This is a genomic window from Streptomyces spiroverticillatus (assembly GCA_014650415.1).
Lineage (GTDB): Bacteria > Actinomycetota > Actinomycetes > Streptomycetales > Streptomycetaceae > Streptomyces > Streptomyces spiroverticillatus.
Window position 1 is genome coordinate 255741 of sequence record BMUX01000003.1, and the last position, 19615, is coordinate 275355.

General features: G+C 69.2%; 26 protein-coding genes, 1 tRNA gene and 1 pseudogene. 16 read left to right on the top strand and 12 right to left on the bottom strand.

Annotated features, from left to right (window positions below):
• The first annotated feature begins 283 nt into the window (after positions 1 to 283).
• Positions 284 to 1258, top strand: a complete 975-nt coding sequence (locus IE269_RS09345; RefSeq protein ID WP_229897510.1) for a Yip1 family protein — start codon at positions 284 to 286, stop codon at positions 1256 to 1258.
• 89 nt (positions 1259 to 1347) lie between these two features.
• Here the strand turns inward: IE269_RS09345 and IE269_RS09350 are convergent, their stop codons facing one another.
• From IE269_RS09350 to IE269_RS43040, 3 genes are all read right to left on the bottom strand, one after another.
• A complete protein-coding gene (locus IE269_RS09350) occupies positions 1348 to 1851 on the bottom strand; it encodes a phosphoribosyltransferase (RefSeq protein WP_189822349.1) in 504 nt (167 codons plus the stop codon).
• Positions 1852 to 1859: 8 nt separating this feature from the next.
• Complete coding sequence (dcd, locus tag IE269_RS09355; RefSeq protein ID WP_189822350.1) at positions 1860 to 2435, bottom strand: dCTP deaminase; 576 nt, start codon at positions 2433 to 2435, stop codon at positions 1860 to 1862.
• A gap of 74 nt (positions 2436 to 2509) precedes the next feature.
• Positions 2510 to 2713 carry a hypothetical protein gene (locus IE269_RS43040; RefSeq protein WP_229897511.1) on the bottom strand — a complete coding sequence of 68 codons (204 nt, stop codon included), beginning with the start codon at positions 2711 to 2713 and terminating at the stop codon, positions 2510 to 2512.
• A gap of 123 nt (positions 2714 to 2836) precedes the next feature.
• Here IE269_RS43040 and IE269_RS09360 point away from each other — a divergent pair.
• Positions 2837 to 2910, top strand: a tRNA-Gly gene (locus tag IE269_RS09360).
• Positions 2911 to 3641: 731 nt separating this feature from the next.
• Here the strand turns inward: IE269_RS09360 and IE269_RS09365 are convergent.
• Positions 3642 to 3824: a hypothetical protein gene (locus IE269_RS09365; RefSeq protein WP_189822351.1), complete on the bottom strand. Its 183-nt coding sequence runs from the start codon at positions 3822 to 3824 to the stop codon at positions 3642 to 3644.
• A 332-nt stretch (positions 3825 to 4156) separates the two neighbouring features.
• Between IE269_RS09365 and IE269_RS43045 the strand changes: the two are divergent.
• Both IE269_RS43045 and IE269_RS09375 read left to right on the top strand, forming a co-directional pair.
• Positions 4157 to 4339: pseudogene (locus IE269_RS43045) on the top strand (ISAzo13-like element transposase-related protein); the annotation flags it as partial.
• Between the two features lie 373 nt (positions 4340 to 4712).
• Positions 4713 to 5261, top strand: coding sequence for a DUF6328 family protein (locus IE269_RS09375; RefSeq protein ID WP_189822353.1), 549 nt, complete (start codon positions 4713 to 4715; stop codon positions 5259 to 5261).
• A gap of 67 nt (positions 5262 to 5328) precedes the next feature.
• On the opposite strand, the gene IE269_RS09380 is transcribed toward IE269_RS09375, so the two are convergent.
• The 3 genes from IE269_RS09380 to IE269_RS09390 all read right to left on the bottom strand — a co-directional run bounded on the left by IE269_RS09380 (position 5329) and on the right by IE269_RS09390 (position 6744).
• Positions 5329 to 5784: a hypothetical protein gene (locus IE269_RS09380; protein ID WP_189822354.1), complete on the bottom strand. Its 456-nt coding sequence runs from the start codon at positions 5782 to 5784 to the stop codon at positions 5329 to 5331.
• Between the two features lie 549 nt (positions 5785 to 6333).
• Positions 6334 to 6507, bottom strand: coding sequence for a CsbD family protein (locus tag IE269_RS09385; RefSeq protein WP_189822355.1), 174 nt, complete (start codon positions 6505 to 6507; stop codon positions 6334 to 6336).
• A 33-nt stretch (positions 6508 to 6540) separates the two neighbouring features.
• Complete coding sequence (locus IE269_RS09390; protein ID WP_189822356.1) at positions 6541 to 6744, bottom strand: hydrophobic protein; 204 nt, start codon at positions 6742 to 6744, stop codon at positions 6541 to 6543.
• Between the two features lie 354 nt (positions 6745 to 7098).
• Here IE269_RS09390 and IE269_RS09395 point away from each other — a divergent pair, with 354 nt between their 5' ends.
• Both IE269_RS09395 and IE269_RS09400 read left to right on the top strand, forming a co-directional pair.
• The gene (locus IE269_RS09395) at positions 7099 to 7494 is read left to right on the top strand and encodes an ANTAR domain-containing protein (protein ID WP_189822357.1); all 396 of its coding nucleotides are present in this window, start codon (positions 7099 to 7101) and stop codon (positions 7492 to 7494) included.
• Complete coding sequence (locus IE269_RS09400) at positions 7491 to 7847, top strand: PRC-barrel domain-containing protein (RefSeq protein ID WP_189822358.1); 357 nt, start codon at positions 7491 to 7493, stop codon at positions 7845 to 7847. The genes IE269_RS09395 and IE269_RS09400 overlap by 4 nt, the downstream gene beginning before the upstream one ends.
• A 121-nt stretch (positions 7848 to 7968) precedes the next feature.
• Here IE269_RS09400 and IE269_RS43055 read toward each other — a convergent pair whose 3' ends face one another.
• The 3 genes from IE269_RS43055 to IE269_RS09415 form a co-directional block, all read right to left on the bottom strand.
• Entirely contained in the window at positions 7969 to 8640 is a 672-nt protein-coding gene (locus IE269_RS43055) for a hypothetical protein (RefSeq protein WP_229897513.1), read from the bottom strand.
• Between the two features lie 46 nt (positions 8641 to 8686).
• Positions 8687 to 9223 (bottom strand): hypothetical protein, encoded by a 537-nt coding sequence (locus IE269_RS09410; RefSeq protein ID WP_189822359.1) that lies wholly within the window; start codon positions 9221 to 9223, stop codon positions 8687 to 8689.
• A gap of 63 nt (positions 9224 to 9286) precedes the next feature.
• The gene (locus tag IE269_RS09415; RefSeq protein ID WP_189822360.1) at positions 9287 to 9448 is read right to left on the bottom strand and encodes a hydrophobic protein; all 162 of its coding nucleotides are present in this window, start codon (positions 9446 to 9448) and stop codon (positions 9287 to 9289) included.
• Between the two features lie 532 nt (positions 9449 to 9980).
• On the opposite strand from IE269_RS09415, the gene IE269_RS09420 reads away from it, so the two are divergent.
• From IE269_RS09420 to IE269_RS09440, 5 genes are all read left to right on the top strand, one after another.
• On the top strand, positions 9981 to 10229 hold the full coding sequence (locus tag IE269_RS09420) for a hypothetical protein (protein ID WP_189822361.1): 249 nt from the start codon (positions 9981 to 9983) through the stop codon (positions 10227 to 10229).
• Between the two features lie 153 nt (positions 10230 to 10382).
• Complete coding sequence (locus IE269_RS09425) at positions 10383 to 10832, top strand: STAS domain-containing protein (protein ID WP_189822362.1); 450 nt, start codon at positions 10383 to 10385, stop codon at positions 10830 to 10832.
• Complete coding sequence (locus IE269_RS09430; RefSeq protein WP_229897515.1) at positions 10829 to 11482, top strand: hypothetical protein; 654 nt, start codon at positions 10829 to 10831, stop codon at positions 11480 to 11482. The genes IE269_RS09425 and IE269_RS09430 overlap by 4 nt, the downstream gene beginning before the upstream one ends.
• Positions 11483 to 11508: 26 nt before the next feature.
• A complete protein-coding gene (locus tag IE269_RS09435) occupies positions 11509 to 12243 on the top strand; it encodes an ANTAR domain-containing protein (RefSeq protein WP_189822363.1) in 735 nt (244 codons plus the stop codon).
• A gap of 80 nt (positions 12244 to 12323) precedes the next feature.
• Positions 12324 to 13040, top strand: a complete 717-nt coding sequence (locus IE269_RS09440) for a GAF and ANTAR domain-containing protein (protein ID WP_189822364.1) — start codon at positions 12324 to 12326, stop codon at positions 13038 to 13040.
• Between the two features lie 493 nt (positions 13041 to 13533).
• On the opposite strand, the gene IE269_RS09445 is transcribed toward IE269_RS09440, so the two are convergent.
• Entirely contained in the window at positions 13534 to 14115 is a 582-nt protein-coding gene (locus tag IE269_RS09445) for a TetR/AcrR family transcriptional regulator (protein ID WP_189822365.1), read from the bottom strand.
• Between the two features lie 170 nt (positions 14116 to 14285).
• On the opposite strand from IE269_RS09445, the gene IE269_RS09450 reads away from it, so the two are divergent.
• The 3 genes from IE269_RS09450 to IE269_RS09460 all read left to right on the top strand — a co-directional run bounded on the left by IE269_RS09450 (position 14286) and on the right by IE269_RS09460 (position 15744).
• The gene (locus IE269_RS09450; protein ID WP_189822366.1) at positions 14286 to 14636 is read left to right on the top strand and encodes an antibiotic biosynthesis monooxygenase family protein; all 351 of its coding nucleotides are present in this window, start codon (positions 14286 to 14288) and stop codon (positions 14634 to 14636) included.
• 144 nt (positions 14637 to 14780) lie between these two features.
• Entirely contained in the window at positions 14781 to 15167 is a 387-nt protein-coding gene (locus IE269_RS09455; protein ID WP_189822367.1) for a VOC family protein, read from the top strand.
• A 151-nt stretch (positions 15168 to 15318) separates the two neighbouring features.
• Complete coding sequence (locus IE269_RS09460) at positions 15319 to 15744, top strand: DUF4267 domain-containing protein (RefSeq protein ID WP_189822368.1); 426 nt, start codon at positions 15319 to 15321, stop codon at positions 15742 to 15744.
• 103 nt (positions 15745 to 15847) lie between these two features.
• Here the strand turns inward: IE269_RS09460 and IE269_RS09465 are convergent, their stop codons facing one another.
• Positions 15848 to 16699: a helix-turn-helix transcriptional regulator gene (locus IE269_RS09465; protein WP_189822369.1), complete on the bottom strand. Its 852-nt coding sequence runs from the start codon at positions 16697 to 16699 to the stop codon at positions 15848 to 15850.
• A gap of 148 nt (positions 16700 to 16847) precedes the next feature.
• Here IE269_RS09465 and IE269_RS09470 point away from each other — a divergent pair, with 148 nt between their 5' ends.
• Positions 16848 to 17660, top strand: coding sequence for an alpha/beta fold hydrolase (locus IE269_RS09470; RefSeq protein WP_189822370.1), 813 nt, complete (start codon positions 16848 to 16850; stop codon positions 17658 to 17660).
• Between the two features lie 329 nt (positions 17661 to 17989).
• A complete protein-coding gene (locus IE269_RS09475) occupies positions 17990 to 19519 on the top strand; it encodes an ATP-dependent DNA ligase (protein WP_189822371.1) in 1530 nt (509 codons plus the stop codon).
• Positions 19520 to 19615 lie beyond the last annotated feature (96 nt).

The following is a 19615-nucleotide window of genomic DNA, read 5'->3' on the forward strand; positions in this document are numbered from 1 at the left end:
GCGCCACCCATCGGAAATGTAACGAACGCCACCAGACGCTGTCTCATCCATGTAAATCCACCCAATCCTTAACAATTACTCACCAGTTCGAGCCCGCCCGACTACGCTCCGCACCCTCACGAACCCCGCCGCCGCCCCGCCGCCACCCCTCCGACAGCCGCCCGACGGCTCCCCGGCAGTCCCCCCGGGGTTCCCCTAGGGGATGTCACAGCTCGGCGGCAAAGGCCCCCGGATCCGCCACCGCCCGTCCCCGGCCGTATCCGGAGCGGGTACGTTCGTTCGCGTGGCTGGATTCAGGATCGGACGCGGCCGGGACAACCGCACGCAGCAGGAACCGCAGCGGCAGCAGCCGCAGGCGCAGCCGTACGGGGGGCAGCAGGCACCGCCTCACCCCCAGTACGGCGGTCAGCAGTGGCCGCCGCAGGCCCCCGGTTACGGGCCCGGCGCCCCACGGGGCAACGGCGGATACGGAGGCGGCGGCCCCGACGAGCCGGAGTACTTCGGCGACCCCCAGGGCGGCTACGACCCCCGGGGCACCTACGACCCGTACGCACAGGGCGGCGGCCCCGCCCCGTACCAAGCAGGCCCCCACTCGGGCCCCCACGACCCGTACGCCGCCAACAACCCGGGCCACACCCAGGCCTTCAGCGTCAACGAAGACCCCTACGGCGACGGCAACACCTACCGCGCCGGCAACACCCCGGCCCCGCCGATCGGCCCGCGCCTGCACTGGAAGCAGCTGCTCTCGGGCATCGTGCTGCGCCCGGGTGCGACCTTCTGGCAGATGCGCGACCACCAGGTGTGGGCCCCCGCGCTGATCGTCACCTTCGTCTACGGCATGCTCGCGGTCTTCGGCTTCGACAAGGCCCGCGAGGACACGATCAACTCGACCTTCGCGAGTGCCATCCCGTACGTCCTGATCACGGCGGTCGCGATGACGCTGTGCGGACTGATCCTGGGCGCGGTGACGCACACGGTGGCGCGCCAGCTCGGCGGCGACGGCTCCTGGCAGCCGACGGTGGGCCTCTCGCTCCTGATCATGTCGATCACCGACGCCCCCCGCCTGCTCCTCGCCCTCTTCCTGGGCGGCGACAACAGCGTCGTCCAGATCATCGGCTGGGCCACCTGGCTGGCGGCCGGCGCCCTCTTCACCTCGATGATCAGCAAGTCCCACGACCTCCCCTGGCCGAAGGCCCTGGGCGCCTCCGCGATCCAGCTGATCGCGCTGCTCTCCCTGATCAAGCTGGGCACGCTGTAGAAGCACCCGAACACGACAGAGGGCCCGGAGCGAGTGATTCGCTCCGGGCCCTCCGCCGTACTTACCGCCTACTGCCTGCCACTCACTGCTTACGCGTCGAGAATCTGCCCGTCACGCCGCACGACGGGCTTCTCGACGGACCAGGGGAAATTGATCCACTCATCCGTACGCTTCCACACGTACTCACACTTCACCAGCGAGTGCGACTTCTCGTAGATAACCGCACTGCGCACCTCCGCCACATGCTCCAGGCAGAAGTCGTGCACGAGCTTCAGCGTCTTACCCGTATCGGCCACGTCATCAGCAATAAGCACCTTCTTATTGCTGAAATCAATGACATTCGGAACCGGCGCCAGCATGACCGGCATTTCCAGCGTCGTCCCGACCCCGGTGTAAAACTCCACATTCACCAGGTGGATGTTCTTCACATCCAGCGCGTACGCGAGACCACCCGCGACGAACACACCACCGCGCGCGATGCTCAGCACGATGTCGGGCTCGTACCCGTCATCGGCGATCGTCTGCGCCAGCTCGCGCACCGCGTGCCCGAACCCCTCGTACGTCAGATTCTCTCGTACGTCACTGTTACCCATACCGGCTATCACACCTGCGTCCGATGGAAATTGAGGAAGGACCGCGAGGCCGTGGGCCCGCGCTGCCCCTGATAACGGGACCCGTACCGCTCGGACCCATAAGGAAACTCAGCCGAGGAGCTCAGCTGGAACAAACACAGCTGCCCGATCTTCATCCCCGGCCACAACTTGATGGGCAGAGTCGCCAGATTCGACAACTCCAACGTCACATGCCCGGAAAACCCGGGGTCGATAAACCCCGCCGTCGAATGCGTGACCAGCCCCAGCCGACCGAGCGAACTCTTCCCCTCCAACCTCGAAGCGAGGTTGTCGGGCAACGTGATCGTCTCGTAAGTGGAAGCGAGCACGAACTCGCCCGGATGCAGGATGAACGCCTCATCCCCCTCAGGTTCCACCAGCCGCGTCAGATCCGCCTGCTCGACGGCGGGATCGATGTGCGGATACCGGTGGTTCTCGAACACCCGGAAGTAGCGGTCCAGCCGCACATCGACACTCGACGGCTGCACCATCGACTCGTCGAACGGATCAATACGTACGCGTCCGGCATCGATCTCGGCCCGGATGTCCTTGTCTGAGAGAAGCACCTACCGAGGATACGCAGAGCGCGCGGGCCCGCCCCAATCGGACAACCCCACGCGCCTGCCTCACTGCTTCTCTTCTACTTCTCTCCGGCCACCGGCACGGCATGCCGCAGCCGCGCACACCGGGGACACCTCACGAGCCTCCCGGGCCCGATCCGCCCCTCACCGAGCTGTCGCAACGGGAACGAAGAGGTGCTGAACACGTGCCCCTCGGCACAGCGGACGACGGTGCGATCCATCAAGTCCCTTCCCCAAACCACGCGTGGACGAAGCTGCCACATTAGGGGATATACAGGACGCCCGACCAAGCGGCACTCCGCATTCCGCTCCTCGCCCCTGGACACCGGGATCCCGACATGGGGTACAGTGTCCGACGATGCGGCAGCAGCTCAACGGCCGTTTTCGCGGGTGTAGTTTAATGGTAGAACATGAGCTTCCCAAGCTCAGAGCGCGAGTTCGATTCTCGTCACCCGCTCCATAGAAAAGCCCCAGGTCAGAGACCTGGGGCTTCGTTGTTGTCTAGACCACTTTTGGCTCGCGTGCCATTCGCGTGCCACAGGCGACCTAACGGTGCGTCAGGTTAACCGTCTCGGGCCCGCAGCCACATCCCGTTCTGGTCGGCGCCCAGAGAGGAAGACGGTGAGACCTCTCACGATCCGCAGCAGCCACCCGGCGTTGCCTCGCCGAGATCGCACCCGGGACGACTGCGTGAACAGGGTGCGGCCCGGAGCAGTGCCGGACCGCACCCCGCTGCTTCAACTCCTCCGGGCCCCTTGGACGGGAGCCGTTGGCGCGGGCGCCATCCGGTGGACGGTGCCGAACGACTCACCATGGGCCAGCTCCTTCGACGCTTTGGTGACTGAAGGCGTGGGCGCGCATGCGGGCCAGGGCGTCGGAGACGGGAACGTCGCTGAATGCGGCGGCTGCGCCGGTGGCACTCGCGGTCGCCACGACGCGCTTCCTCGCCGCGGTGTTCTGCCGCACATCCATGACACAGCCCCAACTGCCTGCCCGGAGCGCGGTCAGTCCGCTCGCACACCGGTACAAACAAGCGTAGGCCCCCGCAGCGACAACAGCCAGGAGGCCCCGCACCCGGTCCGTACAGCAGGGGACACGGGCCTTGTGCCGCACCGTGATGGTCCGGCGAAGGCACGGCCTTGTGCCGTACTGACCAATGAACGCCTTGCAATACCGCATGCCAACGCCGCGTCACAGCTGGATATTTGGGGGACCCGGCCGCTTCCCGTGGAGATAGACATGCGCGTTGACGGCGGGGGACTCATCCGGGCGGGCCGTCGGAAGCATCAGGTCCTCCCACCAGGACAGAACCAGGACCGTCCCGAGCAGGGCGAGAGGAAGCAGGGGGACGAGCAGCAGCACGTACATGTGCACCGCCGGCTTGTTGGTGGCGCGTGGGGCTGGTGGGCAACTTGGTCATCGCCTCTACCAGCTGTGTGGCGCTTCGGGAACATCAACCTGCACCGTGAGGCGACGAGGCGTGCACACCGATGCGCAGGATGCGCCCTGCGCAGGGGCGCGCTCATGATGCGATGCCGCCGGGGTCCAGGGCCGCTGGTCGAACGCTAGCGCCATCCGCACCCTCTGGCCAGACGGCAACTGGACGTGCGCGCAAGTCAGTAGTCGCGTCCGGGCGCCGCTGACCCCAAGGTGAACAGCCGGTCATCGAGGGGACGGTGATCTGACCTCAGGTCGGTCAACTGCCTGCGGACCGTGTTCCCGGTCTGGCTGTGGTGGAACCCGATGAGCGGGCCGATCCGATGCCGCCGCTGTGCTGGACGGCGAAGTCGACCAAGAGCCCGGCGGCGGGGCTCGCCCGGCAAGGACGCAGGGTCGGGGCGGACACCGTCGGCGCCCTGCTGCGCGAGGAGGAAGAAACATGCCAAGCCCCGCCCCTGAAAGCCACCGGCTGTCGACGTTGCTCGCTGAGGCCGCGAGGGCCGGGAAGGCCGGGGTACGGGCCGCAGAGCCTCGTGGGTGGTGGGTTGCGGCTGGATCATCTGCCGGTGTTGCGGGCGGGTGGGATCAATGGGTTCCACATGGGGGGGCGGGGTTACGTCGCCGGGGTGGGCGGGTGCGACTCCGTCGGGGGCCGCCCCCGCCGCCATCCCGGCCGGCTGACCCCCGACGGGTTCGAGACCGTCATGACCCCACCGGCCCGCCGGGCCGCGCGACCGGACCTCACCCAAACCTGCGTCAGACCCGAATTGGGTGGGCTGATCAGAGCGACGTGGTGGTGGGGAGCGAGTAGTTTGCCAGGGCATGGCTGAGGAGCAGGTGCGTACGCCGCGCGAGGAGACGACGCTGGAGCAGGCCGACCGCAACTATGGTGAGCTGCTGCAGGAGTTGAGGATCGTGCAGGCGGGTGTCCAGATCCTTTTCGCGTTCCTTTTGACCGTCGCTTTCAGCGCCCGGCTTCCGTCGCTCGACACGGTGCAGCGCGCGATGTACGTGGCGACGCTGTTGCTGGCAGTGGTTGCCGCGGCGTTGTTCACCGCACCGGCCGCATTGCACCGCACGCTGTTCCAGAGCGGATCCAAGCCGGAGATCGTCCGCACTTCGGCACGGCTGGCCGCGACCGGGATGGTGGTTCTGGTACTGACCCTCGGCGGGTCCGTGCTGCTCGTGGTCGATGTGGTGCTCGGGCGGGTCGAGGGCGTGATCGCCGGGAGCGGGACTCTGATGGTGTGCGGCGGGCTGTGGGTGTTGTTGCCGCAGTTCGTGAGGCGGCATGCGAAACGGCGGAGCCTGCGGCGGGCGGCGGCGGAGGAGCCCTCGGCGGGGCGACCGGAGGTCGGCACCGTGGAGTAGCGGGGGCTGATGGAGGGCTCACAGTTGGGGGAGCGTCGTCGGTTCGCTGGTCGACCGTCGGCGGTTCTCATATGCGCAGGAGCTGTTCCGTGGAGTCCTGGTACTGACGCAGGGCGAGGCGCAGGTTCTCGGTCTGCGCGTCCGTCTCCTGGTGCTGCCAGCTCGCGCGCAGGGTGCGGCGGCGTTCGGCGAGGGTCTCGGTGAGCTGGGTGACGGCTTCGTCGAACACGCTGTCGGCTTCCTGGACCGCCTTGCCCGGGTCGGCGACGAAGGTGTTGAGCGCCTGCTGGAGCCGGAGGGTGAACTGGTCCCGATCGCCTTGCAGGAGCAGTACAGAACTCTGGGCGAGGTCGTCGCTGCCGCGGCTGTGGCCGGTGCGGGCAGGACCGGCAGGGCGAGCGTGGGCCGGGTCGGTGCCGGGCGGGGTGCCGGAAGGCGTGCCGGGGGCCTGTGGGGCGCGCTGCTGGACGGCGCCCGGGGGGCCGGCGTGGGGCTGCTGGGTGCGTTCCTGGTCGTAGCGCATGAGTTGCTGCTTCCTGTCGGCTGGTGCGGGTGTGTGTCGTGGAAGTGCGGGGCGAGGAGCGCTTCGAAGCGGCCCTGCGCCTGAAGGAGGGCGTCGCGTGTCTCCTCGGTGCTGCCCTGGGTGCGTACCGCCGCGTGCAGGGCGCGGTATCCGCGTACGTTCGTGGCGTGGTGGACGGAGAGGGCGGCCGTCTGCTCCTTGAAGCACGCGCCCTGTTCTCCGTCGGCGAAGCCGCGGACGCCTGCCGGACAGGCCAACAGCGCGTCGGTCTGGGAGTCCGCCTTGTGCGAGGAAATCGACGAACCGGCCCTGGAAGTCACCCCACTGGGCCGCGTGGCGTGCGGCTCTCGGGTGTGAGCGGCTACTTCCCGAAGGAGCCGTACTGCTTTACGCGTACGCCGAGTGTACGGTCGGCCGCCTTGGTGTCGCCGCCGCGGTCGGCGACGGCGGGTAAGTCAATAGCGCTTCCCTGTAAGGGCGTTGCTGGATTCCGGTGCCTGCCGGGCGGCGTTTGCACGGTGGCGTACGCCGCCCGGGGCCGTGGTGGGGTCAGCGCCTGAAGGCGTCCCTGGCCTTGTTGCCGGACTGCTTGAGATTGCCGGACATCCGGTCGGTGCGGCCTTCGCGTTCGAGTCGCCTGTTACGGGTGTTGCGGCCGATGCGTTCGCTGATCCGGCCCTTGAAGGTCTGCGTCTTGTTCCTGAGGGTGCGTCGCACGCTCATGGTCTTCCTCCTGGCGTCGATGCGGGTGGGGAACTACCTGCGGCTGTGGCTGCGGCCGAACCGGAGTCCGCCACCGCCGCGCCCGCCGCTCGAACGCCCGCTGCTGCCGCGTCCGCGCATGAAGAAGCCGACGACCCAGACGATCAGCAGGACGGCAGCGATCCACCAGAGGATCTGCATGGTGAAGCCGAACCCGAAAATCACCAGGATCAGCAGAAGGAGAAGGATCCACAACATTGCCGGGCCTCCGGATCGCGGAAGTGTTCATGGAATCCGCGGGGTCCGGGCGAAGTGGGAAGGCTGAATGCCTCGCCCGGGGAATCCGGAGCGGCATTGCCGACGCCGTACCGCTAGTCAACGCTTGGCGTCCTCCCTTGTCAACGGCGCTTGGTGGACGTGGGGTTGGGTACGTCAGGCCGGTCCAAAGAGGCAACCGGAAGGGTGGTGATCAGCGCCCGGACGATAGGGACACTGCCGCACGGGTGCCGGGGCCACGAGGTAGGGCTACGCTGACCGGAAGGCCCTGGACCCCGGCGCGGCACGTGTGTGCCGTACGACGTTCCCGCAGTGTGAGTCCGGGAGGCTCCTGCCATGCAGAGGGCGAACAGCACGGTTCATGAGGAGTGGTGGAGTGCGACCGCCGAGGTCGCCTGGGGAGAAGCTCCCCCGGGACCAGATGTCGCCACACTGCGTGCCGAGAACGATCATCTGCGCCGGGTGATGGCCGGGCGGGCAAGGGTCGACCAGGCGTGCGGCATGGTGATGGCGCTGGCCCCGTGCCGCAGGGGAGCCGCGCGCGCCCTGCTGGTGGACATCTCCCGGCAGTGCGATGTCACGCTGCGTCAGGTGGCCGAGGCACTGGTCGCCACCACGGAGGACGAACCGTTCCCGATGCCGATGCAGCGGGCACTGCGGGCCTCGCTGAGGCGGATGCACACGACAGCGGTCCGGTACGGCAAAGAATCCGGAGGGGGAGGAAGGTCATGATCCATGCTGCGGACGTTCGGGAATGGCGCGGCCTCGACGTCGTCGATGCCGAATCGCACAAGATCGGTGTGCTGGAAGCGGTTTACGTGGACACCAGTACGGACGAGCCGGCCGTGGCCACGGTACGGACCGGCCTGCCGACCCGGCACCGCCTGCTCTTCGTCCCCCTGACCGAAGCGGTGGCCGGGCCCGGGTACCTCAAGGTGTCGTACGCGAAGGCACTGGTGAAGGAGGCCCCGTCGATCGGGGTGGACGACGTGCTGCCCGCCGAGCAGGAAGAAGCCGTCTTCCACCACTACGGGCTGCCCTACAAGCCGGGTGCCGGCGGCGAGCGCCAACTCGCCCGCCGCTGAGCACGGATGCCAGGTCGGCACGGCCCGGGCACCGCCAGGAAGGGAAGCCCCGTGCTCCACCGTCGGCGCAGTTCTCCTGCGGGTCAGGGCTGCTTGGGCACAGGGTCTGAACCGGCCCCGGTCATGCAGGACGTTGGGTTCGGTCATTGTGCGTGAGACCGTCCGGATGCTCGGCCGTGCGCTCGCCGAGGGCCAGTACCAGCACGCGCGACGTGCCCGCTCCGGGCGGCGGCCGATGCATCCGTCCCACCTCCTGCCAGCCCCAGGGGAGGAACGCGTCGAGGGTCGTGCGGTCCGTGGTGTCCACCGAGGTGACGCCGAGGGAGGCGTGGTGGTCGGCGAGCAGGTGCCGGTGGAGGCGGTGGGCGAGACCGGTGGCATGGCCGTGCGGGTGGACGAGGGTCTCGGTGATCGCGAAGACGTGCCCGGACGCGGTGAGCTGCTCCAGCTTGTGCGGGAGCTGACCGTCGAAGCCCTCCCACCACGAGCCGTCACGGCCCACCGGGAATCCGTAGACGCATCCGTCGAGCACTGTGGACTCGGCGACCAGCATGTCGAACCCCGGCTGCTGCACGGTCTCCGCCAGCCGGTGCAGGAATTCCTCCCGGCGGTGGAAGTCCTTTCCCGGCGGGCCGGCGGAGGACTCGACGTACAGATCCGCGAGGTCCTCCTGCAGTTGCTCGGCCTGCCAACGGTTCAGCCTGCGCAGCCGTACGGTGTCCATGGCGGACGGGCCGGTGCTCGGCGGGTCGGGTTGGCGGTTGGTTGCGTGCGGTTCCTGCGGAGTGCGCATCGGACGCCTCGGTTCGGGCTGGGAAGGGTGCGCTGCTGCGGACCGGTCAGCCCTGGGTGTGATCGTCACGGATGAGGGGGCCCAGGCCGAACACCGGGACCTTGGGCTCGATTTCGAGGTCCAGGACGAGGTTGCTGAAATCGGCGGCCCCCAGGCCGTCACTGCAGCTGAAGCGGTATGAAGTGGGGCTGGGCGAGGCCAGTGTGAAGCCCGCGTTGCCGGTCCAGGAGTGGCGGACTCCGCGCGCGTCGCGCCAGCAGTTCCAGACCAGCAGAGTTGCCGCGGTGGTGGGCGCCTTGAGGAGTTCCAGGTGGACGAGCGGGGGCGTGGTGTCGGCCCACAGGGTGATCCCCGACGCCTGGAGCCCGTTGACCAGGAGGTCTCCCTCCGACATGTCGAGGCACACGCCCTGGACCGGGCGTTTGGCGGAGGACACGAAGCGGAGGGCCACCCTGGCGGAGGACCACTCGATGGGTATGCCGAAGGCGAGGTGCACGGTCTGGCCGTTCACCTCGATGGGACGGCCGTTCGAAGTCTGAAACTTCTGCTCGAACCTGGGTGAACGGTGCGCGGAGTGCAGCATCTGATCCTCCTGGGGGTACGTGCTGCCGGGAGCCGTCAAAGGGCGGTGCCCGTCTGTCACTTGTCACTGCGGAGCGGGCCTCAGCAGTTCGCGTGCGGGTGTCACGTATCCGGCAAGCCACAGAACGAGCAGGACCGCGGCGAAGTGGCGGAGGAGTTGCCGCACGGTGAAGCCGAATCCCGAAGAAATCAGGACGGCGAGGAGGAGCGGAATCCACAGCGGCATGGCCGGACCTCCGGAAGGCGAACGGGACGTTCTTGGCTTCCGCGGGGTCCGGGCGAAGGGGACAGGGGCCTCGTGCCGCACCGTGACGGTCCAGCGGTGGTACGGCCCCGTGCCGTACTCGCCAGTGAACGCCTCGCACCACCGCATGTCAACGCTGCTTAACAGCAGGGGATTTGGAGATCTCAGGACCTTCCGCATGGGGTTGGGCCTGCGCGCTGATGGCGGAGTGTCCTGGGGGCGGGCCGTCGGAGGTGTCAGGTCCTCCCACCGGGAAAGTCCCGAGCAGCGTGAGAGGAAGCAGGGATGCGCCCCTGCGCAGGGGCGCGCTCATGATGCGATGCCGCCGGGGCCCAGGGCGGCCGGCTGAACGCCAGCGGCGCCCGCGCCCTCTGGCCAGACGACAACTGGCCCTGCGCACATGTCAGTAGTCGCGTCTGGGCGCCGCCGTCGGCAGGTGCCTGGCAGCGCTACGGTGGGAGGTCAAGGCCCCGGTCCCCGGCTGCGTGCACGCTTCCGCTCCGGATGGGCCGTCATGATGGTGCTGCTTCTCCTCGTCCTCGCTGTCTTCTTCGGCCTGGGATTCCTGAACTCGCTCTGGTGGGTGGCCGCCGCCCTCCTGATTTTCGGCCTGATGCAGTACGGCCGGCACCGCAGCCGCGGCGGTTACCGGGACTACGAGGAGTACCGCGACGACCGGGAGCGCGAGGACCGCTGGGGACGCCGGTATGCCAGGCGGCACCGTAGCGGATGGATGCGCGGTGACCGTGAGCACTACAGCTGACGGAACGTACCCGACTCGCCAGAGAACAGCAGCGGGCGCAGCCGGGTGCCACGAGTGCGGCTGCCGCCGATCCCCACTCCTTCCCGCTGGAAGGTCCCGGAATCCGGCATTGCCGTCCGGCTCTTCGCAGCGGGTCTCATGAACCGAGGTGCCATGTCCCTGACGCAGTTGAACGCCTACCGGCACGATCGGGGGAGCCGCGCGCTCCTCACTCTGGCCGGGGAGATCGATCTGGACACCGTTCCCCTGGTCCGGACGTCGGTGGAACAGTGCCTGCGCGACGGCATCCGCACCATCGACGTCGACCTCACCACCGTGACCTTCTGCGACGTGAGCGGCCTCAACACCTTCCTCCTCGCCTTGCTCCAGGCCGATCGGGCCGGAGCGTCCTTCCGCCTGCACCACGCGCCACCGTTGCTGGTACGGGTCGTCGACCTCACCGGATGCCAATTCCTGCTCCGCGGGCATCCGTTCGCACACCATCGTGCACCGCCCCTGGACGGACTGCCGTCCCCCGCTCCGGCCGCGCTGCCAGAGGCCCTGTCCGTGATGCCGCGGCGGCGCAGGCCGATGGTTGCTGCCGATCTGGAGAGTGTGCAGTGACGACCCTGCGGAGACACCCGCCCACGCCCCGCGACCACGAGCCCCGTGCCATGGGCGCCGCACGGCTGAGTCAGCTGAACCGATGGCGGGCCCAGGACCGCAGCGGGGACCTGGTAGACCTCTTCCTGCAGCACTCGGCTCCCCCGCTCGAAGAGGAGACCGGCAGCCGGGACGACTTCCGCGACCGCCTGGCCGCTGACATCCGGCGACCCGGGTTCACCATGGTGGTCGCCGAGACGGACGACCTGGTCGGGTGCGCCTTCGGGTTCCCCGTACCCGGCGACGGTTCCTGGTGGCACGGGTTCCGCGGAACCCTGCCACGGAGCGTGTACCAACTCACTGTCTCCCAGAACGTGTTCGCCGTCTCTCACATCCTGGTCCGTCCGCACGCACAGGACGGCGTACTGGTGCGCAGGATGCAGGAGCACCTGCTGGCCTGTCGGCAAGCGACACTCGGGGTGACGGCAATCGCCGCCGAGGACCGGGCCGCGCTCGCCGCCTTCCGCACCTGGGGCTGGCAGGATCTCGGACGCCTGCGCAGGCCGCAGGCCACCGCGCCGCTGCGGGTCCTGGGCCTTCCGCTCGGGGAGCGCACCGTGCAGAGGCTGGGCGAAGACATCGGCCCCAGTACAGCCCGGGGGGTGGAGTGAAGGCGGGCAACAGATCCTCACGGATCATGACCCTGGTCGCCGAGCAGGCGGCGCAGCGGGGCGCCCGGGTCGACCTGAGGGACGTATGCACGGCGGCGGTGGCCGCCCTCCCGGTCGGCGGGGCAGGGATATCCGCGATGTCCACGTCGGTGGCCAACTACCCGCTGTGCAGTACCGACGGGACCAGCGAACAGCTGGAGGAACTGCAGCTCACGCTGGGTGAAGGACCGTGCGTGGATGCGTTCACCGGAAGTGTGCCCATCCTGACACCGGACATGGCAGACAGCGAACTCCAGGACAGCTGGCCGGTTTTCGCCACCGAAGCACTCACACTGGGAGCCGTCGCGATCTTCGCTCTGCCGCTGCAGATCGGGGCGATCAGCCCCGGCGTCCTCGACCTCTACGCAAGCAAGCCGGGCCCGCTCGGTGCGGAGGATCTCGCGGACGCGCTCGCCTTCGCCGACCTCGCCACCCTGATCCTCCTCGACTCCGTGCACGGAGGGCCCGCCGGGATGCCGGACAACAAAGAGGAAGAAACCGGGTACGCCCTGGAGGCGAACGGATACCGGGCCGAGATCGACCAGGCGACCGGCATCCTCACCGTCCAGCTCGGCGTCGGCATCGACGAAGCATTCGTCCGCCTGCGCGCCCATGCCTTCACCCACGGGCACCGGATCACCCACGTCGCCGCGGACGTGGTGGCCCATCGCCTGCGCTTCCGCCCCGACGCGGAGCCGTACCGCACCGATCAGGACAGATAGCGCCGCCGAGGCCAGCAACAGCCGCTGCCCGCTTCCGCCACGGCAGTGACGGGCCTAGTCTCCCAATAAGGGTGGATTACATGAATGAAAGACTTCTGGCCGAGACGTTCGTCGAGCTGGCGGACAACCTGGTCGCCGACTTCGACCTGATCGACTTCCTGCGCCTGCTGAGCGACCGCTGCGTGAGTCTCCTCGGTACGAGCGCCGCCGGCGTGCTCTTCGCCGACCGGGACGGTGCGCTGCGCGTCATGGCGGCCTCCGACGAACAAGTGCGGCTGCTGGAACTCTTCCAGCTCCAGAACGACGAGGGCCCCTGCCTGGAGTGTTTTCACACCGGCACTGCGGTGGCCGCCCCCGAACTGGCTGCCGAAGCAGGCCGCTGGCCCCGCTTCACCGCGCAGGCCGCCCTCCACGGGTTCGGCGCCGTCCAGGCCCTGCCGATGCGGCTGCGGGACGAAACCGTCGGCGCCCTCAACCTGTTCCGCACCACACCAGGCCCCTTCGACCCCGTCAGTACGTCCATCGCGCAGGCACTGGCCGACGTCGCCACCATCAGCCTCCTCCAGCAGCGTTCCACCCAACGCGGTCACGCCCTCAACGAACAGCTGCAGACCGCGCTGAACAGCCGTGTACTCATCGAACAGGCCAAGGGGAAACTCGCCGAACGCCAAGGCATCGACATGGAACAGGCATTCACCGCCCTGCGCCGCTACGCCCGCGCCCACAACCGCCGCCTCGCCGACGTCGCCCGCGACTTCATCAACGACACCGAAGCCCTCACCGAACTCACGCTGTGACGCGTAAAGAGACCCTGGCCAGGGTGAATGTGGGCACCATTCCGCACGGCTCTTCGATGTGCTCTCCTGCTCTGTCAAGGACACAGAAGACCTGATGGATGGGCTCGGCGGCCAGCTGTGTGCAGCCGGCCCAATGCGGTACCAGCTGGACGCTCCGGCCCAAGAGAGTCCCCGTCGTCAAGTCCACCCGGAAGGAGGATCAGGCCGACCCCACAGCCCCGACGGTCACCCCAAACGCTGCTTGATGCTCGTGCCGTAACGTGCCAGTCGGAGCGGTGAACAACGGTCAATACCGGTGCTCACATGCAGCGCCCACGACAAGCACTGGACGACGTTTACGCAGGTCAGAAGCCCTTCTGTGATCGAAGTCCAGGGTGATTCCCAAGCTCAGAGCGCGAGTTCGATTCTCGTCACCCGCTCCGCGCAGTACACGCGAAACCCCCAGGCCGGCGGCCTGGGGGTTTCTTTGTTGCCTGGCGAGTTTTCGCGTTGTTCAGGGCGTGGGTGCGGTGAGGTATCGCTGGATTGTGGGTCCGAGCCAGTCCACGATCTCCTCGGGGTCGAGCGCCACGCTCTCCGGGAACCGCAGCACGTAGCGCGTCAGCGCGAGACCCAGCACGGTCGAGGCGCACAGTGCCGCCCGTGCCGGCGCCTGCTCCGGGTCGGGGCCGAGTCGGCGGGCCAGCGGGATCAGTTGGTCGCGCAGCACGAACTGCATGCGCTCGGCGGCGGCCGGGTCGGTGGCGCCGACCCGCATCAGTGCGGTGAACCCCTCGTTCCCCTCCCAGAGGGTGAGGAAGTGGCGCACCAGGGTGCGGCCGACGGTGTCGCCCGGTTCGACGGACAGGCCGGGCAGCCCGGGGTCGACGGCGACGGCTTCCGCGAACAGGCCCGCCTTGTTGCCGTAGTAGCGCATCACCATGGACGGGTCGATCTTCGCGTCGCGCGCGATGGCCCGGATGGTCGCCTTCTCGTAGCCGTCCGCCGCGAAGCGCTCGCGGGCCGCGGTGAGGATCGAGGCGCGGGTGGCGTCGGAACGCCGCGCGGGCTGCTGGTTCTCCGTGGTGCCGGTCATGCCAACAAACGTATGCCAACAAGTGTTGACAGTCCAGGGCCGCGACTCTACGTTTGCCAACAAGCGTTCGCCAACAGGTGTTGGCATACGAGCGTTGACCTGGCGGCAGCCGCTGAAGTTCCGTTCTGGCGACGCCTGTTGAGTGACCCCAGTGAGAGGAAGTGCCGGAGATGGCCACGATCCAGAGCCTGGACCCGATGACGCCGATGTTCGCGCAGTTCAAGGAGAAGACCGGGCCCATCGTCCTGGCCAACACCTTCTTGGTCCCGCAGGAGACGGCCGAAGCTTTCCTGCCCCTGTTCCGGAGGCAGGCGGAGTTCATGGAGGCCCAGCCGGGATTCGTCTCCCTGCGGATGCACCGGGGGACGGCAGGGAGCCGGCTGCTGATGAACGTCGCGGTCTGGGAGTCGACCGAAGCCCTGGCCACGGCGATCGGCAGCCCGGAGTTCCAGCGCATGGCCGCGGAGTTCCCCGACGACGTCGTGTCCTACCCGCACATCTTCGAGCAGATCGACGTATGACGGTGGCCGCAGTCGGGGGTCGGCGGAGAGCGGCCGGAGAAGCCCTGCCCCCTCCCCGGGCGGTCACGCAACCCGACCATGGCGGGCCGCCGAGACGTCCGGCCGACCCACCACCCGTAAGCCCGTCCCTGACAAGGAGCCCCCATGCCTGCGGAACTGAACCACACCATCGTCCCCGCCCGTGACCCGCTGGCCTCGGCGCGGTTCCTGGCCGGAATCCTCGGTCTGGACGTCGATCCGCCGGTCGCCCACTTCACGCCGGTCACTCTGGCCAACCAGGTCAGCCTGGACTACGACCGGCTGGACGACTTCGAACCGCACCACTACGCCTTCACCCTCAGCGAGCAGGAGTTCGACGCCGCCCTCGCCCGCATCGAGCACGGCGGAATCACCCACTACGGCGATCCCTCCTGCCAACAGGACGGGCAGATCTATCGCAGCAAGCACCGCACAGGCCGCAGGGGCACCTACTTTCGCGACCCCGACGGGCACCTCATGGAAATCCTCACTCCGGGCGGCACCGGGTCGTAAGGCCCATGACGGCCCAACGGAACGCGACTTCGCCGGTGGTGGCGGGACCCCGCCACCACCGGCAGCGGCGAAGCCGAACCGGCCGCCCCCGGCTGGTTCCCGCCGCCCCCCCCTGCCCCCACACCACCCTGAGCGTCAAAGGAGAAACGTCATGGCACTGAAGAAGATCAACACCGTCCTGGCCGCCATCTGCGCCCTGTTCGTCCTCTACCTCGGGCTGACCTTCGTCCTGGCCCCCGAGGCATCCACGGAAGGCGTCGGCCTGCCGACCTGGTCCGGCGGCAACGACGACGGCTTCCTCATCATGAAGGGCACCCGCGAACTCGCGATGGGCCTGGTCGTCGGCATCCTGCTGCTGACGGGCCAACGCCGCGCGCTGGGATGGGTCCTGCTGATGGAGGCGGTCGCCCCGTTCGGGGACATGATCAACGTACTGGCCCACGACGGCTCCCCTGCTGCCGCGTTCGGCATACACGGCCTGACCTCGGCGTTCATCGCGGCAACCGGCCTGCTGACCCTCCGCGAAACCCGCAAGGCCGCGACCTCCCCGGCAGCCCCCACCCCGCAGCCCGCCTGACGGAGGGGAGTGCAGGGCCCACCCGTCACTCGCGTCGCGCCAAGCACAAAAGCCCCAGGCCAGCGGCCCGGGGCTTTGTTGTTGTTCCGCATGGCGGCAGACCTCAGCCGGAGGGCGTGAACTGGCCCGTGCCCACGATCTTGAGGAGGGCGAGGCGTTCGGCGGTGTCGGTGCCGACGGGGGGAGTGTGGAGGACCACGCGCTGGTCGCCCTCCGGGGCGAGCAGGACCTGGCAGTCCAGGTCGACCGGGCCGATCAGGGGGTGCAGGACACGCATGCGGGTTGCCCGGCGTACGGCGACCTCGTGCAGGTCCCAGAGGGTGGTGAATTCGTTGGAGGCCGCCTTCAGGCGGTCCACCAGGCGGGTCGCGGCCGGGTCGCCGGTGCGGCGGCCCACGGCCGCCCGCAGGTCCGCCACGTGCAGGCGGCTGTAGTACGCGTGCTCCTCCGGCGGGTACGCGACGCGCTGGGCCGGGTCCGTGAACCAGCGCCAGACCACGTTGCGCCCGTGCTCCGACACCGTGCACACCCCGCCCAACAGGGCTTCTGCCATGGGGTTCTGCGCGAGGACGTCGCCCAGGTCGCCGAGTATCTGGACCGGGGTGGCCGGCAGCTGGTCCAGCAGGTGCAGCAGCGCCGGGTTGACGTGGTCGCCCGAGGTACGGGAAGCGGGCGGGCGACGGCCGGCGAGGAGGTGGAGGTGGTCGCGTTCGTCCTCGGACAGCCGCAGGGCGCGGGCCAGGGCGGCGAGCATCTCCGGCGAGGGCTGCGGGCCGCGGGCCTGTTCGAGGCGGGTGTAGTAGTCGGCGGACATGCCCGCGAGCTGGGAGACCTCCTCGCGGCGCAGCCCCGGGGTACGGCGACGGGGCCCGGCCGGAAGGCCCGCTTCCTGGGGGCTCACCCGGTCGCGGGAGCGGCGCAGGAAATCAGCGAGTGCCTCGCGGTCGATCTTCATGGCGTCATCCTGCCGGATGCCCGCGGGCCCAACCAGGGACTGCCGATCCCAGGGTAAGGAGGTCTCTCCCGGCCCTTGCCGGGCGACGGCACTGTTGGTCCGGCCGGAGCACGGATGCCCCGGTCAACTCACCGACAGGGAGCATTCCATGGCCATCGTCAACGTCAACGGCGCGCAGGTCCACTACGAGAAGACCGGCTCGGGCCCCGCCCTCGTCCTGGTCCACGGAACCGGCTCGGCCGGTGCCGCCCTCAACTGGGGAAGCACCGCACCCCGGTTCGCCGCGCACCGTACGGTGATCGCCCCTGACCTCTCCGGCACCGAGGCCACCGCGGACGACGGCGCCCCGCTGACCGCGGAAGGGCTCGCCGCCCAGGTCATCGCCGTCATCGAGGACGCGGTGGACGCGGCGGACGGGCCGGTCGACCTGCTCGGCTTCTCGATGGGCTCCACCGTCGCCGCGACCGTCGCCGCCCTCCGGCCGGACCTGGTCCGGCGGCTGGTGCTCGTCGCCGGGTGGGCCCAAACCGACAGCGACGAGTACCTGCGCAGCCTCTTCACCCTCTGGCAGGACCTCGGCACCTCCGACCCCGCCTCCTTCGGCCGCGCGGTGGCGATGACCGGCTTCAGCCGCGGCTTCCTCAACGCCGTCGGCCGCGAACAGTTCGAGGCCCTCATCCCCAACATGCAGCCCACCCCCGGCACCCTGCGCCACATCGCGTACGACCTCCGGGTGGACATCCGGTCCCTGCTGCCCCGTATCGACGCCCCGACCCTCGTCGTCGGAGGCACCCAGGACATCACCGTCCCCGTCGAGCACAGCCGCGCGCTCCATGCCGCGATCCGGGACAGCTCCTACGCCGAGATCGACGCGGGCCACGTCATGCTCTTCGAGCAGGAGGACGCGTTCATCAAGCTCGTGACCGACTTCGTCGACGTTCCCGTGACGACCGGCAGGTGAGCGGGGACCGTATGTGGTGCGCGTACCAAGTCCGGCGGTCGATGTCAGCGCAAGGTGGTGACGGCCTCGACGGGCTGGTCAACCGCCTGTTCGCCCTCCGCGCGCGGACCTGACGCCGGGGCCGGGCCGGGCCGAGGCCGTTGGGCCGGCGGGGATTCGGGGCTCAGCCGGCTGGCATTCAGGGGGCGCCTCCGGACCGGCATAGCGGCGCGGGGGCAGGGCGGGATGCCGCCGGGTGGGGGTCTGTGCCGTGCGGGGTTCGCCGGTGGGCGGGACGATCGGGGGAGGGCCGGTGGTGGTCTGTCCGTGGTGTGCGGTCGGGAGGGCGTGTGAGGTTCGACGAGGTGGCGAGGGCTTCCCGGAGGGTCGGGGCCGTTTCGGGGCGTACGGAGAAGGTGGGGGTATTGGCGGAGGTCTTTCGGGCGGCGGGGGTGGGTGAGGTCGCGTTGGTGGTGACGTATTTGTCCGGGAGGCTGCCGCAGCGGTGGGTCGGGGTGGGGTGGGGGGTGCTGAAGGACGCTGCCGGGCCCGCTGAGGCGGCTTCGCTGGAGGTGGGGGAGGTGGATGCGGCGTTGGAGGAGCTTGCGGGCGTGAGTGGGAAGGGGGCGCGGGCCGAGCGGAAGCGGCTGGTGGACGCGTTGCTGGGGGCGGCGACGGAGGAGGAGCGGGCGTTTCTGGTGCCGCTGATCCGGGGGGAAGTGCGGCAGGGGGCGTTGGATGCCGTCGCGGTGGAGGCGTTGGCGCAGGCGTACGGGGCTCCCGTGGAGGGCGTACGGCAGGCGCTCATGCTCGGGGGGTCGCTCGGGGAGGTGGCGCGGGTGCTGGCCGGGGGCGGCGAGCTGAGTGAATTCCGCCTGGAGGTGGGACGGCCGGTGCTGCCCATGCTGGCGCAGAGCGCGAAGACGCTGGCGGAGGCGGTGCAGCGGGTCGGGGCCGGGGGCTGTGCGGTCGAGGAGAAGCTCGACGGGGTGCGGATTCAGGTGCACAGGAGTGGTGGGGGTGAGGTGCGGGTGTTCAGTCGGACGCTCGTGGAGATGACAGAGCGGGTTCCGGAGGTGGTGGAGGTCGTACGGGCGCTCCCTGGTGGGGATCTGGTGCTGGACGGGGAGTTGCTCGCGGTCGGGGAGGACGGGCGGCCGCGGCCGTTCCAGGAGACGTCGGGGCGGGTGGGCAGCGGGGTCGGGGCGGACGGGGTTCCGGTGGGGGTGCCGCTCACGCCGGTCTTCTTCGATGTGCTGTACGAGGAGGGCCGCGACCTCCTCGCGACGCCGGACGCCGAGCGGCGGGCGGTGCTCGAACGGGTGGTGGGGGATGCGGAGTTGAGGGTGCGGCGGATCGGTCCGGTGGAGGACCTGGGGGCGGCGGAGGAGTTTCAGCGGGAGGTGCTGGCGCGGGGGCACGAGGGGGTCGTCGTGAAGGGGCTCGACGCGGGGTACCGGGCGGGGCGGCGGGGGGCGTCCTGGGTGAAGGTGAAGCCCGTACACACCCTGGATCTGGTGGTGTTGGGGGCCGAGTGGGGCAGCGGGCGGCGGACCGGGTGGCTGTCGAACCTGCATCTGGGGGCGCGGGGCGAGGACGGGTCGTACGTGATGCTCGGCAAGACGTTCAAGGGGCTGACGGATGAAGTGCTGGCGTGGCAGACGGCTCGGTTGAAGGAGCTGGCCGTGTCGGAGGAGCCGTGGGGGGTGCGGGTGCGGCCGGAGCTGGTGGTGGAGATCGCCTTCGACGGGGTGCAGAGGTCGACGCGGTATCCGGCGGGGGTGACGCTGAGGTTCGCGCGGGTGGTGAGGTACCGGGAGGACAAGGGGGTGGGGGATGTGGAGGGGGTGGGGGTGGTGAGGGGGTTGCTGGTGGGGTGAGGGGGTTGCTGGTGAGGGGGGCTCCTGGCGCTCCCCGTGACCCCTCGGCTCGCCCCGGAAATCCTCGCGAGGGCAGCCCGCCGGTTCCGTAGCATG